Source organism: Streptomyces sp. CB03238, assembly GCF_002099185.1.
Lineage (GTDB): Bacteria > Actinomycetota > Actinomycetes > Streptomycetales > Streptomycetaceae > Streptomyces.
The window spans coordinates 276,549-291,392 of sequence record NZ_NBCN01000011.1; the positions used below are offsets into that span (position 1 = coordinate 276,549).

General features: G+C 72.7%; 14 protein-coding genes and 1 pseudogene. 8 read left to right on the forward strand and 7 right to left on the reverse strand.

What is annotated here, in order from left to right; all coding sequences use genetic code 11:
• Position 1 precedes the first annotated feature (1 nt).
• The 3 genes and pseudogenes from BKD26_RS42070 to BKD26_RS40435 form a co-directional block, all read right to left on the reverse strand.
• Positions 2–2,062 carry a PA14 domain-containing protein gene (locus BKD26_RS42070; RefSeq protein ID WP_084901004.1) on the reverse strand — a complete coding sequence of 687 codons (2,061 nt, stop codon included), beginning with the start codon at positions 2,060–2,062 and terminating at the stop codon, positions 2–4.
• A 218-nt stretch (positions 2,063–2,280) separates the two neighbouring features.
• Positions 2,281–2,914 (reverse strand): annotated as a pseudogene (locus tag BKD26_RS22350) (GNAT family N-acetyltransferase).
• A gap of 88 nt (positions 2,915–3,002) precedes the next feature.
• Positions 3,003–3,269 carry a hypothetical protein gene (locus BKD26_RS40435; RefSeq protein WP_179166635.1) on the reverse strand — a complete coding sequence of 89 codons (267 nt, stop codon included), beginning with the start codon at positions 3,267–3,269 and terminating at the stop codon, positions 3,003–3,005.
• Between the two features lie 53 nt (positions 3,270–3,322).
• Between BKD26_RS40435 and BKD26_RS22355 the strand changes: the two genes are divergently transcribed.
• Positions 3,323–3,541 (forward strand): hypothetical protein, encoded by a 219-nt coding sequence (locus tag BKD26_RS22355; protein ID WP_084901008.1) that lies wholly within the window; start codon positions 3,323–3,325, stop codon positions 3,539–3,541.
• A 90-nt stretch (positions 3,542–3,631) separates the two neighbouring features.
• Positions 3,632–3,979 (forward strand): VOC family protein, encoded by a 348-nt coding sequence (locus BKD26_RS22360; protein ID WP_084901011.1) that lies wholly within the window; start codon positions 3,632–3,634, stop codon positions 3,977–3,979.
• Positions 3,980–4,055: 76 nt separating this feature from the next.
• Here the strand turns inward: BKD26_RS22360 and BKD26_RS22365 are convergent, their stop codons facing one another.
• Genes BKD26_RS22365 through BKD26_RS22380 form a run of 3 tightly spaced genes read right to left on the reverse strand, consistent with a single transcriptional unit; the run spans position 4,056 to position 5,523 of the window.
• Positions 4,056–4,361, reverse strand: a complete 306-nt coding sequence (locus BKD26_RS22365) for a transcriptional regulator (protein ID WP_084901014.1) — start codon at positions 4,359–4,361, stop codon at positions 4,056–4,058.
• Entirely contained in the window at positions 4,358–4,651 is a 294-nt protein-coding gene (locus BKD26_RS22370; RefSeq protein ID WP_179166644.1) for a hypothetical protein, read from the reverse strand. The genes BKD26_RS22365 and BKD26_RS22370 overlap by 4 nt, the downstream gene beginning before the upstream one ends.
• Positions 4,648–5,523: a bifunctional DNA primase/polymerase gene (locus tag BKD26_RS22380; RefSeq protein WP_084901019.1), complete on the reverse strand. Its 876-nt coding sequence runs from the start codon at positions 5,521–5,523 to the stop codon at positions 4,648–4,650. The genes BKD26_RS22370 and BKD26_RS22380 overlap by 4 nt, the downstream gene beginning before the upstream one ends.
• Before the next feature lie 332 nt (positions 5,524–5,855).
• On the opposite strand from BKD26_RS22380, the gene BKD26_RS22385 reads away from it, so the two are divergent.
• The 6 genes from BKD26_RS22385 to BKD26_RS22410 all read left to right on the forward strand — a co-directional run bounded on the left by BKD26_RS22385 (position 5,856) and on the right by BKD26_RS22410 (position 11,165).
• Positions 5,856–6,161 carry a hypothetical protein gene (locus BKD26_RS22385; RefSeq protein ID WP_084901021.1) on the forward strand — a complete coding sequence of 102 codons (306 nt, stop codon included), beginning with the start codon at positions 5,856–5,858 and terminating at the stop codon, positions 6,159–6,161.
• A gap of 133 nt (positions 6,162–6,294) precedes the next feature.
• Positions 6,295–7,191, forward strand: a complete 897-nt coding sequence (locus BKD26_RS22390) for a bifunctional MaoC family dehydratase N-terminal/OB-fold nucleic acid binding domain-containing protein (RefSeq protein ID WP_084901024.1) — start codon at positions 6,295–6,297, stop codon at positions 7,189–7,191.
• A complete protein-coding gene (locus BKD26_RS22395) occupies positions 7,188–7,574 on the forward strand; it encodes a MaoC family dehydratase (RefSeq protein WP_084901026.1) in 387 nt (128 codons plus the stop codon). Before BKD26_RS22390 ends, BKD26_RS22395 begins: the two co-directional genes overlap by 4 nt.
• Positions 7,571–8,737 (forward strand): lipid-transfer protein, encoded by a 1,167-nt coding sequence (locus tag BKD26_RS22400; RefSeq protein ID WP_084901028.1) that lies wholly within the window; start codon positions 7,571–7,573, stop codon positions 8,735–8,737. Before BKD26_RS22395 ends, BKD26_RS22400 begins: the two co-directional genes overlap by 4 nt.
• A 126-nt stretch (positions 8,738–8,863) precedes the next feature.
• Positions 8,864–9,418 (forward strand): SigE family RNA polymerase sigma factor, encoded by a 555-nt coding sequence (locus BKD26_RS22405; protein ID WP_084901031.1) that lies wholly within the window; start codon positions 8,864–8,866, stop codon positions 9,416–9,418.
• A gap of 100 nt (positions 9,419–9,518) precedes the next feature.
• Positions 9,519–11,165 carry a long-chain fatty acid--CoA ligase gene (locus tag BKD26_RS22410; RefSeq protein WP_084901033.1) on the forward strand — a complete coding sequence of 549 codons (1,647 nt, stop codon included), beginning with the start codon at positions 9,519–9,521 and terminating at the stop codon, positions 11,163–11,165.
• Positions 11,166–11,204: 39 nt separating this feature from the next.
• Here BKD26_RS22410 and BKD26_RS22415 read toward each other — a convergent pair whose 3' ends face one another.
• Positions 11,205–14,789, reverse strand: a complete 3,585-nt coding sequence (locus BKD26_RS22415) for a PAS domain-containing protein (RefSeq protein WP_084901035.1) — start codon at positions 14,787–14,789, stop codon at positions 11,205–11,207.
• Between the last annotated feature and the right edge of the window lie 55 nt (positions 14,790–14,844).

Genomic DNA, 14,844 nt, shown 5'->3' on the forward strand with positions numbered 1-14,844 from the left:
CTCAGACGCGGTCCTGGACGACGGTGTACCAGTCGTAGACGCCCGCCACGCTGCCGTCGGCCCGCAGGGCCTCCAGCGTGTAGAAGTACGTGTCACCCCTGGTCGCGGTGGCGTCGGTGTAGGTGCGCGTCCCCGGGGCGAGCAGCCCGTCGTGCAGGGGCTCGTACGCCTCGGTCGCCGGGTTCCACCGGCTGACCCGGTAGCCCGTGACCGGGGCGCACAGCGTGCTGTTCTCGCAGCGCCAGTTGGCCGTGGGCCCGTAGCCGCCGCCCGTCACCGTGTCGTGCGACACGTTGCCGAACGGCCAGTCGCGGTAGACCGGCACGGACGGCCGGAGGTCGAGCTCGGTGGCCTCGACGAGGGTGACCTTCGGGTCGCTCGGCCACAGCGCGTTGCCCCAGCGGTCCTTGGCGACGACCGCGTACACGTACCACTCGCCGTCCGGCAGGTCACCGCAGAGGGCCGCGAGCGGGTTGGACGTGCCCTGCCGGCAGTCGGCGGCGCCCCACTTGACCGTGCCGTCGTCCTGCCGGAAGCCGGCCCAGACCCTGTAGCTCTCGATGTCGTCCTCGGGCGAGGCGGCCCAGCTCACCAGCACGCCGTCCTTGCGCGGGGTGGCTTTCACGCCGGTGACCGGGCCGGGCGCGACCCTGTCGGCGGTGCGGACGGTGACCGGGCCGGACAGCTCGGACTCGTTCCCGGCCGCGTCGACCGCGGTGACCGCGTACGTGTAGTACGCGCCCTGGCTCACGCCGGTGTCCGTGCACATGCCTTCCATGGGGTCGGAGCCCTGGACGTTGTAGGAGGAGCAGGTCACTCGGGTGAGCTGGGTCCGGTCGAGCGTGGCGCCCGGCGAGCGGTGGACACGGAAGTGCCCGCCGTTGTCGTGGTCCTGGAAGAACTCGCCCGGCATGTTCCAGTAGATGTGCGCGCCGTCCCCACGGGCGCTGGCGGTGATGTGGGTGGGGGCCTCCGGCGGGGTCCGGTCGACGCCGTCGCCGGCCGCCGTCGCGGAGAACGCGCCCGGGTTGCCCGCCGCGTCGAACGCGCGGACCTGGTAGTACCGGTACCGGTTCACCGGCGCGGTCCGGTCCTCGTACATCGCCCCGCTGGTGCTGCCGAGCAGCGTGAACGGGCCGGTGTCCGTGTCGGCCGCGTGGACCTCGTAACGATCGGCGTCGGCGACGTCCTGCCAGCGCAGGGTGTTGATGTACGAGTCGCTCTGGACCGTGATCCCCGTCGGCGCCGCCGGACCTGTGCGGTCGACGGTGGTGGCCGTCACGTCGGCGCTTCCGGTGGATTCGTGGCCGGCTTTGTCGACGGCGCGGATTTCGTAGAGGTAGGTCTGGCCGGTGGCGGGTGGTGCGTCGGTGTAGGAGGGGGTGGTGCGCAGTGTGGTGCCGCTGATCTTCGCCCAGTTGGTGGTGGTGCTCAGGCGGCGGTAGACGCGGTAGCCGGCGAGGTCCATCTCTTTGTTGGCGGCCCAGCGCAGGGTGGTTTTGGCGGTTGTGCGGTCGTAGGTGGCGGTGAGTCCGGTGGGGGCGAGGGGTTTGACGGTGTCGACGGTGGCGGAGGTGCGGGGTGTGTAGGTGAAGTTGACGTTGGCGTTGCCGGTCCAGGCGACGTAGTCGACGCGGAGGGTGTGTTTGCCGGCCGGGATGGTGAGGTCGAGGGTTTTGCGCGCGGTGGTGGAGACGTTGCGCCACAGGTCGATCTTCCGCACGCCGTCGATGTAGACGCGGATGCCGTCCTGTGAGGCGGCGTTGAAGGTGAAGGGGCCGCCGGAGCCGAAGTCGCGGGTGAGGGACCAGCGGATGGAGAAGTTGTCCCTCGGCAGCGTCACGCCGGCCGGGTCGCCCAGGCCGTAGTTCTCGGCGATTGCCGTGTCGCAGGCGGTCAGCTTGGGCGTGCCGCTGAACGAGGTGTTGGCGTAGTACCGCGCCGTCCACACCGGGGAAGCACAGGTGACAGCGGCGGAGGCAGGAGTGGCGGCGGTCAGCACACCGCCGATCGTGGCGAGAGCGGCCGTCAAGGCCAGCGATCCCACGCGGGTACGAGTCATCACAGAAGGTGGGGCCCTTTCCGGACCGAGTGAAGCAGGTGCAACACGAGACTCCTGTGTGACCCGTGAAGCGGGAGCAGGGTTGCCCCCGCCCCGGGCACTTTCTCGGCGGGACGTTCGGACGCCCGGGCAGCCGGGCACCAGGGCGCCCGGTCCCTGGTAAGGCCCGGCATTCAGGGCGCGTGCCGTGCCCAGGGCGGCAGGCCACGATCCGGCGGCTACGCCTGTGTGGTGTGGGTGAAGCCGAGACAGGTCAGTCCTTCGGACCGGCACAGCCAGTCGGAGGGGCCGCCGACTTCGGTCTGGTGGAGCTGGTAGGCGGCGCCGTGGGACTGGCCCCAGTGCATCGCGGTCCGCCACAGGACGCGTCCCAGGCCCTGCCCTGGGGCCTCGGGCAGGACGGCGAAGTACTGCGGCATGAGTTGGGGGCGTCCGATCGCGTCGGGGCGTACTTCCATGGGGCCGATCGCGCCCACGATGCGGTCCTCAAGGGCGGCGGCGAGGACCGGGCCGCACCGGTCGGCCTGCATCCGGGTGTGGAGAAAGGCCAGGCCGTCGGCGGCCATGGCGGCGGCGAACGGGGAGAAGGTCTCCTGCACGGCGTCCGGCCAGTCGGTGACCCGGGCGTTGACCACGTCGTGCTCGGCTGCGAGCTTCGCGGCCAGTTCGGCTGCTTCGTCCACGACACTGCCACGGAGACCGTAGGCGAAGACCTTGACGGTGCGCGTCCGCGCCGGGTCAGGGTGGGGATGAGAGTGTGCTCGGGCTGGTGCACCACGTCCTCGGGGAGGACTCTCTCGGCACGATCGGCGCGGTCAGTACGGGCCGGAACCAGTCCCAGCGGAAGAACACGAGCGGCACCCTAACGATGAGCCGGGCCGGAATCAGGCCCCGACGCGAGCACGCCGGGGCCTGAACGGAGTTGAACGGATCGCGTCGGTCAGCGGGGGATGTCGTCCCCGGCGTCGCAGGAGCACTCCGCGCTCTCCACGATCACATCGAGGTCCTGGACGGCGGTGATCGACACGGTCGCGACGGGCGGGGCAGGGCGGCGCGGGGCGGCGCGGCGGGTCGAGGCCGGCGTGCCGCGGAGGTCACCGGTACGGGCGGGGTCGTGATCCGCGGGTTTCGCGGCTTCACAGCAGGGGGGAGATCGCGCCCTGCTGTGCGCAGGGGGAACCTCTTCGCTCGCCCGGCCGTCCTTCATGGCGAGGCTGGTTGTCCATGGTGCGCGTGCCGTATCCACGAGAGGGAGTTGCCATGCAGGCGAACGACCCGGCGAAGCTTGAGACCACCCTGAGCGATGGGCGACGTGTGACGCTGTCGCTGCCGCCGACGGACGCGCTGTGGGCAGCCGACGGGGTCAAGGCGCTGCGTGCCGTCCCGGCCACGCACACGGGTCGTGGCCAGGAGCCGCCCGCTCTTCCGGCACGGCCGGCCCTCCCCCTTGAGGTGGCCCTTCTCGGCATAGGGATCTAGGGCGCCTTCCGAAAGTGTGTGCGGCGACGGACGTGCCGTAGTACTCCTGGGGAGGAATAGAAACACGTTCGATCTCACTGGGAGTCGTCGATGGCCGTTCGTCGTGTCGTGCCCAACATCCAGTCGGGAGCCGCGGAGGAAAGCCGGGAGTTCTATGGCCTGCTGGGGTTCGAGGAGGTCATGAACCACGGCTGGATCATGACGCTCGCCTCCCCGTCCAGCCCGGCAGCGCAGATCAGTGTGATGACCAGCGACAGGACCGCGCCGGTCACCCCCGACATGAGCGTCGAGGTGGACGACGTGGATGCGGCTTATGCGGTCATGCGGGAGAGTGGTGCGGAGATCGTTCACCCCTTGCAGGACGAGGAGTGGGGCGTGCGGCGGTTCTTCGTCCGCGACCCCAGCGGGCGGGTGGTCAACGTGCTGGGCCACCGCTGACGGCCTCTCCCGCACCCTGGTGAAGGCGTGGCCCCGGCGGACGGCCGCCGCGGGCGCCGGGGTCTGTACGCCCGCGCTAGGTTCCGACGATGGCGCGGAGGGCGGCGAGGTGGGCGTGGTAGGCGTCGCGGCCGGGGCGGGTCAGGCGGAGCCAGACGCGTTGGCGGGTGTCGCGTACGGCCTTGCGCTGCTCGACGTAGCCGGTGTCCACGAGCACGGTGACGTGTTTGCTCAGTACGGAGGCGGAGACGCCGAGCTGACGCTGGACCGTGGCGAATTCGGCCTCGCCGGCGGTGTCCAACAGGGCGCAGATGCGCAGCCGGTTGGGGGCGTGGATGGTGGTGTCGAAGCCGTCCATGGGATCGGCGGCGGGGTCGCTCATGAGGCTTTCCGGTGCAGGCGGACGAAGACCAGGTGGAAGGCGATCGATACCGCCACGCCGATGGCGGAGGCGGCGAACAGCCACAACGGCTCGCCGGTGGCGCGGAAGACGAAGGCCGAGCCGAGCAGCAGGGCGGGCAGTCCAGTCGCGAGGGGCACGGTGACGCGCCTGGGCAGGAGGTCGAAGCGGAGTGTCACGCCTGTCTTCTTGCGCGGCGCGCTGCTCGGCAGGGTGCTGACCGGCAGCCGCGGGCGGCTCGTCACCGCCCTGGCCTCCAGTGCCCTGATCATCGCGCTCGCCGCCCACCTGCTGCTCTCGGCGCCGTGAGGCGGGCGGCCGAGGCGATGGTGGCGCGGGCCTCGTGGGCGGTGAGGCCGGTGCGTACGGCGGCGTCGGTCAGGGCGTCCGCGAGGGCGTCGCCGATGCCGTTCTCGTACGCCCGGCAGGCCGCCCAGAACAGGCGCGCGTTGCGCTGGCCCTGCCGGGCGGCCAGGACGAAGTGGACCAGGGCCCGGCCGCCGCGTGAGGGGCTGGTGTGCCTGGGGGTACGAGACGGAGCCGGGGGCGTCAGGAGCCGGAGCAGGGCCGGCGGGCACGGGGCCGGTGTCAGGGCCGCGGTGCCGGGGGCCGGGCGGTAGGCGCCCCGGGCGGTGACCGAGCCGGGGCCGACCAGGTAGCCGCCGGCGCCGCGGATGTCGATGCCGGGGGCGAGGCGGCCGGCGGAGTTGGGGACGACGACGTCGGGCGGGCCGGTCAGCCAGAGGTGGCGACCGCCGCTGGGCGTGAGGACGGTGAACGTGTCCGGGATCGTGAACCCCCGTCGGGCAGCGAGCCGTTGCAGGACCGTCGGGGAGGTGTCGAGGTCGACGCCGATCAGGTGGTGCGGCGGGCGTCCGCAGGTGACGCCGTAGCCGGTCGCCCAGGGGGCGAGGGCGAACAGGGCGCGTACGGCGGCGGGGTCGGCGGTCGCGTCATGGACGCCGTGCCCGGGCAGGCCGCACTCGCCGCGGCAGCGGACCGGGGGCCCGGGGGCGTTCCGGTGCGGGGAGGGGAGGGCGGGGAGCTTGGTCGGTGACAGGGGGATGACGGGCAGCCCGCGCTCGGCGGCGGACAGTGCGTGAGCCAGGGCCAGGGTCGCGGTTCGCCGGTCTGTAGCGGCCATGGATCCATGTTCGTACGGAGGTTCGAATAAAGGAAGAGGAGGAGATTGGCCGAAAATGTGCCGGAACGATTTTCCTCTTGAGCGGGACGGCCCCCGGCCCCGCCCCGATGGCTGGTTAGCCCCTGAGCTGCGGCTTTGACGGCGCGAAGGGGGTTTATCGACTTGTCCTCACGCTTGCGGGGGAAATGGGCACTCCGGGCTGGTTCGCCGGGGATTCGGTGGGCAACCCTTGAACCACGACGTCGAGAACTCGCCCGGGGCGGTCGGCCAACTGCCTGGGAACAAGCCGTACTTCCGTACGCACTTCCATGCGTGGTTTCTGGAGGACTTACATGGCAAGCATCCGTACCGCCCGCGTCATCGCCGCTGTCGCCGCACTGCCCCTGGCCGCAGGCCTCTTCACGGGGGTGGCGCACGCCGACAACGGTGGGTTCGCGGACAACGGATCGATCGCGTCCGTGGCCTCGATCGCCGGCGGCGGTGTCGGCGACGACGACGCGGGCAACTCGACCACCGGCCAGCAGGTCGCCAACGGCGGCGGCGCCTCCAACCAGAACAACACCGCGAGCGTGAACGGGACCGGATTCACGGCCATCGACCAGAGCACCCCCTCGGTGACCTTCTTCCCCCTCTGGTAGGGCCGGCCCGCAGGGGGTCATGGGGACGAGGTGAACGGCGGCCTGTGCGCCGGTACTCCGGTACCGGCGCACAGGCCGTTCGTCGTCCCCCGGCCTTGACAGCCGCTCCCGATCTGACGGACAGTCAGAAACTGTGACGGACGAGCTGTACGAGCGGCTGAAGGCGTACGAAGGCCGGGCGGCCACCACCGGCGGCGTCGGCAAGGACCCGGTCAACGCGCCCATGATCAGGCACTGGTGCGAGGCGATGGGCGACACCAACCCCGCGTACGCCGACGGACCCGACGCCATCGCCCCGCCCACCATGCTCCAGGTGTGGACCATGGCCGGCCTGTCCGGGCACCGGCACACCGGCCGGTCGGACGCGTACGACGAACTACTGGCGCTCCTCGACGGCGCCGGCTGCACCTCCGTGGTCGCGACCGACTGCGAGCAGGAGTACGTACGGGACCTGCGCCCCGGGGACACGGTCACCTTCGACGCGGTGATCGAATCCGTGTCCGGGCGCAAGACCACCAAGCTGGGGACGGGGTACTTCGTCACCACGCGGACGGACGTCCGGACGGGCGGAGACCTGGTGGGTACGCACCGCTTCCGGATCCTGAGGTACGCGCCGGCCAAGAAGCCGGGCGGCAGACGCCCCCGGCCCGTCATCAACCGTGACAACGCCGGCTTCTGGGACGGCGTCGCCGCGCACCGGCTCCTCATCCAGCGCTGCGGCGGCTGCGGCACCCTCCGCTTCCCCTGGCTGCCCGGCTGCAACGCGTGCGGCTCGGCCGAGTGGGACACGGTCGCGGCGAGCGGCGAGGGCACCGTCTACTCGTACGTCGTGATGCACCACCCGCCCTTCCCGGCCTTCGACCCCCCGTACGCGGTCGGGCTCATCGAGCTGGCGGAGGGTGTCCGCGTGATCAGCAACGTCATCGGCGTCCCGTACGACAAGGTGCGCATCGGCATGCCCGTACGGCTGGAGTTCCTCCGCGTCGACGAGGAGCTGGAACTGCCCGTCTTCCGAGGAGGCGCAGGATGAGGCCCGGGGACGCACTGCCGCCGCTGCGCATCCCGATCACGCGCACCCTCATCGTCGCGGGCGCCATCGCCTCCCGCGACTACCAGGACGTCCACCACGACGCGGAGCTCGCCAAGGAGAAGGGCTCCCCCGACATCTTCATGAACATCCTGACCACGAACGGCCTTGTCGGCCGGTACGTCACCGACCACGTCGGCCCCCGCGCCCGCCTCCGCAAGGTCGCCATCCGGCTCGGCGCGCCCAACTACCCCGGCGACACGATGACGCTGACCGGCACCGTCACCGCCGTGGACGGGGACACGGCCACCGTACGGATCGTCGGGGCGAACGGGCTCGGCAACCACGTCACCGGCACGGTGACCGTCACGGGGGTGGCATCGTGAGCGTACGCAGGGCGGACACGCTCGGCGGCCGGGCCGCCATCGCCGGGATCGGCGCGACCGAGTTCTCCAAGGACTCCGGCCGCAGCGAACTCAAGCTCGCCGTCGAGGCCGTGCACGCCGCCCTCGACGACGCCGGACTCACCCCTGCCGACGTCGACGGCCTGGTCACCTTCACCATGGACACCAGCCCCGAGATCACCGTCGCCCAGGCGGCCGGCATCGGCGAGCTGTCCTTCTTCTCCCGTATCCACTACGGCGGCGGCGCCGCCTGCGCCACCGTCCAGCAGGCCGCCCTCGCCGTCGCCACGGGCGTCGCCGACGTCGTCGTCTGCTACCGCGCCTTCAACGAACGCTCCGGCCGCCGCTTCGGCGCCGGCGTCCAGCACCGCGAACCGACCGCCGAAGGCGCCGCGCTGGGCTGGCAGCTGCCGTTCGGGCTGCTCACCCCCGCCTCCTGGGTCGCCATGGCCGCCCAGCGCTACCTCCACACCTACGGCCTGACCCCCGACGCCTTCGGCCACGTCGCCGTCACCGACCGCCGCCACGCCGCCCGCAACCCGGCCGCGTACTTCTACGGCAAGCCCATCACCCTCGCCGACCACGCCGCCTCCCGCTGGATCGCCGAACCGCTGCGGCTCCTCGACTGCTGCCAGGAGACCGACGGCGGCCAGGCGCTCGTCGTCACCACCCCCGAGCGCGCCCGCGACCTGCGCCACCCGCCCGCCGTGATCGTCGCCGCCGCACAGGGCGCGGGCCGCAGGCAGGAGGCGATGACCAGCTTCTACCGCGACGACCTCACCGGCCTGCCCGAGATGGGCGTGGTCGCCCGCCAGCTGTGGCGGACGTCCGGCCTCCGCCCCGCCGACATCGACGTCGGCATCCTCTACGACCACTTCACCCCCTTCGTCCTCATGCAGCTGGAGGAGTTCGGGTTCTGCGCCCCCGGCGAGGCCGCCGGCTTCGTCGCCGCCGACGCGCTGCCCCTCAACACCCACGGCGGCCAGCTCGGCGAGGCGTACCTGCACGGCATGAACGGCATCGCCGAAGCCGTCCGCCAGCTGCGCGGTACGTCGGTGAACCAGGTGCCCGGCGCGGCCACGACCCTGGTCACGGCCGGGACGGGCGTGCCGACGTCCGCGCTGATCCTCGGCACCCGACCCTGAGCCCACGCTCCCGGCTCCTCCACCTCCAGGAGGTGCGGCGGGCCACCCCCCTACAACCTGAGGCGGACCCCGGTTCGGCACCTGTGGGCGATCCCCCGGCGTCGTACCCGCTCATAGCGTGGACCTATGACCGCGACCGCCGGCACCGTCTGCACCGGGGCCTCCACAGCCGCCACCGGGCACGCCCCCTACCCGTCGTTCTCGTCGTACGTACGGGCCAGGGGGCCCGTGCTGCTGCGCACCGCCCGGTCGCTGACCGCCAACCCGTGCGACGCCGAGGACCTGCTGCAGACCGCCCTCGCCAAGACGTACGTCGCCTGGGGGCGCATCGAGGACCACCGCGCGCTCGACGGCTACGTACGCCGTGCCCTGCTGAACACCCGCACCTCGCAGTGGCGCAAGCGCAAGGTCGACGAGTTCGCCTGCGAGGAGCTGCCCGAGCCCCTCGGGCTGCCCGAACCCGACCCGGCCGAGCAGCAGGCACTGCGCGACGCGATGTGGCGTGCGGTGATGAAACTGCCCGACCGCCAGCGGGCCATGGTGGTGCTCCGGTACTACGAGGACCTCAGCGAGGCCCAGACGGCGGAGCTGCTCGGGGTCTCCGTCGGCACGGTCAAGAGCGCCGTCTCGCGGGCGCTCGGCAAGCTCCGCGAGGACCCGGAGCTGTCGCCGGTACGGTGATCGGCTCAGCTCGATCTACTCCCGGGTAGTGACATACCGAGTGGTATGTGCGCAGAATCTGCACACCTATCTGTCACGTAGCGCCCAACGGGAGGACGCCGTGCTGAGCACCATGCAGGACGTACCACTGACTGTGACCCGCATCCTCCGCCACGGGATGACGATCCACGGGAAGTCGCAGATCACCACCTGGACCGGCGAGGCCGAGCCGCACCGCCGAAGCTTCGCGGAGACCGGCGTACGCGCGACCCAGCTGGCCGGAGCCCTGCGCGACGAGCTCGGCGTCACCGGCGACGAACGGATCGCGACCCTCATGTGGAACAACGCCGTCCACGTCGAGGCGTACCTGGCGATCCCCTCCATGGGCGCCGTCCTGCACACCCTCAACCTGCGGCTGCCCGCCGAGCAGCTGACCTGGATCGTCAACCACGCCGCCGACCGGGTCGTCATCGTCAACGGCAGCCTCCTGCCCCTCCTCGCCCCGCTCCTCCCGCACCTGCCGACCCTCGAGCACATCGTCGTCTCCGGTCCCGGCGACCGCTCGCTCCTCGACGGCGCCGCGCCGGCCGTCCACGAGTACGAGGAGCTCATCGCCGGCCGCCCGACCACCTACGACTGGCCCGAGCTGGACGAACGCTCCGCCGCCGCCATGTGCTACACCTCCGGCACCACCGGCGACCCCAAGGGCGTGGTCTACTCCCACCGCTCCATCTACCTGCACTCCATGCAGGTGAACATGGCGGAGTCGATGGGCCTGACGGACAAGGACACCACCCTCGTCGTGGTGCCGCAGTTCCACGTGAACGCCTGGGGCCTGCCCCACGCCACCTTCATGACCGGCGTCAACATGCTGATGCCGGACCGCTTCCTCCAGCCCGCCCCGCTCGCCGAGATGATCGAGCGCGAGCGGCCCACGCACGCGGCGGCCGTCCCCACCATCTGGCAGGGCCTCCTCGCCGAGGTCACCGCCCACGGCCGCGACATCTCGTCCATGGCCAGCGTCACCATCGGCGGCGCGGCCTGCCCGCCGTCCCTCATGGAGGCGTACGACAAGCTCGGTGTGCGCCTCTGCCACGCCTGGGGCATGACGGAGACGTCACCGCTGGGCACCATGTCCAACCCGCCGGCCGGGCTCTCGGCGGAGGAGGAGTGGCCGTACCGCATCACCCAGGGCCGCTTTCCGGCCGGCGTCGAGGCCCGCCTCGCCGGTCCCGGCGGCGACATCCTGCCCTGGGACGGCGAGTCGGCGGGCGAGCTGGAGGTCCGGGGCCCCTGGATCGCGGGCGCCTACTACGGCGGCGCGGCCGGTGAACCCCTGCGGCCCGAGGACAAGTTCACGGCGGACGGCTGGCTGAAGACCGGCGACGTCGGCGTCATCAGCCCGGACGGCTTCCTGACCCTGACCGACCGGGCGAAGGACGTCATCAAGTCGGGCGGCGAATGGATCTCCTCGGTGGAGCTGGAGAACGCCCTGATGGCCCACCCGGAGGTCGCGGAGGCGGCGGTCGTCGCGGTCCCCGACGAGAAGTGGGGCGAGCGCCCCCTGGCGACGGTGGTCCTCAAGGAGGGCGCCACGGTGGACTACGAAAGCCTGCGCGCCTTCCTCGCCGAGTCGGTCGCCAAGTGGCAGCTCCCGGAGCGCTGGGCGATCGTCCCGGCCGTGCCGAAGACGAGCGTGGGGAAGTTCGACAAGAAGGTCATCCGCAAGCAGTACGCGAACGGGGAGCTGGACGTCACACAGCTCTGACGACGAACAGGGGCGCCCTTCCCGGGGCGCCCCTCCGCGTCAGTTCGTACCGATCTTCGCCAGCAGGTCCACGATCCGCGACTGCACCTCGGCGCTCGTCGACCGCTCCGCGAGGAACAGCACCGTCTCGCCCGACGCGAGCTTCGGCAGCTCGGCCTGCTGGAGGCTCGCCGAGGTGTAGACGACGAGCGGCGTACGGTTCAGCTGCCCGTTCGCCCGCAGCCAGTCGATGATCCCGGCGCGTCGGCGGCGCACCTGCATCAGGTCCATCACCACCAGGTTCGGCCGCATCTGGGCGGCCAGCGTGACCGCCTCGCTGTCCGTGGCCGCCCGCGCCACCTGCATCCCGCGCCGCTCCAGCGTCGCCGTCAGCGCGAGCGCGATCTCCTCCTGCTCCTCGATGAGCAGGACCCGCGACGGGTGCTGCTCGCTGTCCCGGGGGGCCAGGGCCTTGAGCAGTACGGCCGGATCGGCGCCGTACGCCGCCTCCCGCGTCGCCTGGCCCAGGCCCGCCGCCAGCAGCACCGGCACCTCGGCCGCCACCGCCGCCTGGCGCAGCGACTGGAGGGCGGTACGCGTGATCGGCCCGGTCAGCGGGTCGACGAACAGCGCCGCCGGGAACGCGGCGATCTGCGCGTCCACCTCCTCGCGGGAGTGGACGATGACGGGCCGGTAGCCGCGCTCGCTGAGCGCCTCCTGGGTGGAGACGTCCGGCGCGGGCCACACCAGCAGGCGGCGCGGGTTGTCCAGCGGCTCGGGGGGCAGCTCGTCGTCGACGGGCAGCGGCGCCGGCTCGTTGGCCACCTCGACGGCTCCGCCCGGCCCGTCCAGCGGCTCCGGGCCCTCGGCCGCGTCCTCGTCCGGTGCTCCTATCTCGTACGCCCGCCCCTCCGAAGCCGGGGCGGACAGCCTCGGCGGTGGGGTGGGGGCAGGGGGCTGGGGGTGGGGCCGGGCGGCCGGTTCCGGGGTGGCGGCGGCCGGCCGCTCGCCCTCCGCCGGGGGCGTGGCCAGCTTGCGGCGCCGCCCGGAGCCCGAGGACTGCTGCTGGGCGATCTGCTGGGCGAACGGCACGCCCTGGCCCAGGGTGCGCACGCTGAACGCCCGCCCCTGGCCGCCGGTGCCGCCCTGGGTGTCGTCACCGGACGGCACCTCCGGCGGAAGCGGTACGGAGCCGGTGCCCGACCCCGTCCCGGTGGTCGTCTCCTGGGCCGCGCGCCGACGCCCCGTGGGAGCGGGAGCGGGCGTGGGCGCGGGAGCCGGGGCCGGGGCGGGGGCCGGGGCCGGGGCGGGCTGCACCGGGTGCGGCTGCGGCGGCGTGTGGTCGGCGCCCGGCTCCGTACGTACCGCCTCGTGGCGGCCGTCGCCGGGGCGCCGGTCCGCCTCGGCGGGCGGGAGCGCGAACGCGGTGCGGGCACCGCCCTCGGGGGCCGGTGCGGTGCGGTCCTGTGCCGCCCCGAGTGCCCGGCGGGCCCGCCGCCCCCCGGCCGGCTCGGCCGCCCCGGCCGGCTCGGCCGCCCCGGCCGGCTCGGGAGCCGGAGCCGTATTCGTCGTCGCCGCCGGAAGCGCGGGCATGGCGCCCTCGCCGCCCCGCCGCGCCCGCCGCCCGGCAGCCGGAACCGGCACCGCGTCCGCGGGCACGCCCTGCGGCGGCACCGTCTGCCCGAGGGCGGCACGACCCTGCGCGCTCTCGGCGGCCGTCACGACCGACCCCTCGGCCGGAGCCACCGCAGCCCCGACCGCCGGAACCCCCGCCACCGCAGCCCCGACCGCCGGAACCTCCGCCTCCGCCGGGCTCGGCCGCCCACGCCGCCGCCCGGTCGGCCTGGCCGCCACCGGGTCCTCGGCCTGCACGGGGCTGTCCAGGAAGGCGTCCGTCGAAGCGCGTCGCGCCCGCCGCCGCCCACCGCCGGAGGTCCCGCCCCCGGAGGTGTCACCCGACTGCTGAGCAGGCAGAACCGCAGCGGGAGCATCCGCCGGAGCCTCCTCCGCCACCGGCTTCACGGTCCCCGCGCCCTCGCCCAGCGGCACCTCCAGTACGTACGCGCTACCGGGCATCCCCGGCAGCTCGTGCGTCTGGAGCACGCCGGCGTGCGCCCGTACGATCCCGCGCACGATCGGCTCGTGCACCGGGTCGCCCCCGGCGTACGGCCCGCGCACCTCGATCCGTACGACATCACCGCGCTGCGCCGCGGCCACGACGATCGTCGAGTCCACGTAGCCGCCGCCCGGCACCAGCCGGGCCTTGCCGGTCGAGTCGACCCCGGCGACGTCCGCGATCAGGTGGGCGAGCGCGGTGGAGATCCGTACGCCGTCCACCTCGGCCTCGATCGGCGGGGCGTGCACCGCGAACTGCACCCGCCCGGGGCCGATCAGCTCCACCGCGCCCTCGACACCGGCCGCCACGACCGCGTCGAGCAGCATTTTCGTCTTCCGCAGCTCCTCGTCACCGACGTCCAGCCGCTGATACCCCAGGACGTTGTCGACGAGCGTCGTCATCCGGGCGTACCCGGCGGCCAGATGGTGCAGCACCTGGTTGGCCTCGGGCCACAGCTGACCGGCCGGGTCGGCGGCCAGCGTGCCCAGCTCGCGGCGCAGCTCCTCCAGCGGGCCGCGCAGCGACTCGCCGAGCACGGCGGTCAGCTGGGCGTGCCGCGCCGCCAGCGCCGCGTACCGCTCCTCGTACCGCTCGATCTCGACGGAGAGCCGCTCGCTGAGGTCGGCCATCTCGGTGGCGTGCCGCTCGGTCAGCTCGGCGACCTCGGCCGTGTGCCGCTCGGTGAGCTCCGTGACCTCGGCCGTGTGCCGGGTCTCCTGCTCCTCGTACGGGCGCCGGTCGGTGAACGTCATCACCGCGCCGACCAGCTGGTCCCCGTCCCGTACCGGCGCGGTCGTCAGGTCGACCGGCACCGGCGAACCGTCCTTGGCCCACACGACCTGCCCGCGCACCCGGTGCTTGCGCCCGGAGCGCAGCGTGTCGGCCAGCGGCGACTCGTCGAACGGGAAGGCCTCCCCGTCCGCGCGCGAGTGCAGCATCAGCTGGTGCAGTTCCTTGCCGCCCAGGTCGCTGGCCCGCCAGCCCAGTATCTGGGCGGCGGCCGGGTTGACCAGCACGATCCGCCCGTCGGTGTCCGTGCCGACGACGCCCTCGGAGGCGGCGCGCAGGATCATCTCGGTCTGCCGCTGGGAGCGGGCCAGCTCCGCCTCGGTGTCGATGGTCCCGGAGAGGTCACGGACCACGAGCATCAGCAGCTCGTCGCCGGTATAGGCACTGCCGTACGAGTCGTACGCCTCGCGCCCGTCCTCCAGGCTCGCGCTGGTCACCTCGACCGGGAACTCGCCGCCGTCCGTACGCCGCGCGATCATCCGGGCCGGCTTGGTGCGTCCGCGCGCGTCGGCGGCCTCGGGCCGGCGCATCGAGCCGGGGATCAGCCGGGAGTCGAACGCGGGCAGCAGGTCGAGCAGCCCGCGCCCGACCAGTGCCGTACCCGGCGTCTCGAACATCTCGAGAGCGATGGTGTTGGCGTTGACGACCGTGCCGTTGCAATTGACGAGTACGAGCCCGTCCGGCAGCGCGTCGAGTATGGCTGCGAGGCGAGCAGCGCCTCGGGATGGCCTGCTGCTCACGACGACGCTTCCTCCCACTCGGCCTGTCACTGGAGGGAGTCTAAAGGCACGTGAT

Excerpts from the sequence above, each read along its gene's own strand:
- BKD26_RS22395 (WP_084901026.1), top strand. The coding sequence starts at position 7,188 with ATGAGGCCCGGGGACGCACTGCCGCCGCTGCGCATCCCGATCACGCGC.
- BKD26_RS22360 (WP_084901011.1), top strand. The coding sequence starts at position 3,632 with ATGGCCGTTCGTCGTGTCGTGCCCAACATCCAGTCGGGAGCCGCGGAG.
- BKD26_RS22405 (WP_084901031.1), top strand. The coding sequence starts at position 8,864 with ATGACCGCGACCGCCGGCACCGTCTGCACCGGGGCCTCCACAGCCGCC.
- BKD26_RS40435 (WP_179166635.1), bottom strand. The coding sequence starts at position 3,269 with ATGAAGGACGGCCGGGCGAGCGAAGAGGTTCCCCCTGCGCACAGCAGG.
- BKD26_RS22370 (WP_179166644.1), bottom strand. The coding sequence starts at position 4,651 with ATGATCAGGGCACTGGAGGCCAGGGCGGTGACGAGCCGCCCGCGGCTG.
- BKD26_RS22355 (WP_084901008.1), top strand. The coding sequence starts at position 3,323 with ATGCAGGCGAACGACCCGGCGAAGCTTGAGACCACCCTGAGCGATGGG.
- BKD26_RS22385 (WP_084901021.1), top strand. The coding sequence starts at position 5,856 with ATGGCAAGCATCCGTACCGCCCGCGTCATCGCCGCTGTCGCCGCACTG.
- BKD26_RS42070 (WP_084901004.1), bottom strand. The coding sequence starts at position 2,062 with ATGACTCGTACCCGCGTGGGATCGCTGGCCTTGACGGCCGCTCTCGCC.
- BKD26_RS22380 (WP_084901019.1), bottom strand. The coding sequence starts at position 5,523 with ATGGCCGCTACAGACCGGCGAACCGCGACCCTGGCCCTGGCTCACGCA.
- BKD26_RS22365 (WP_084901014.1), bottom strand. The coding sequence starts at position 4,361 with ATGAGCGACCCCGCCGCCGATCCCATGGACGGCTTCGACACCACCATC.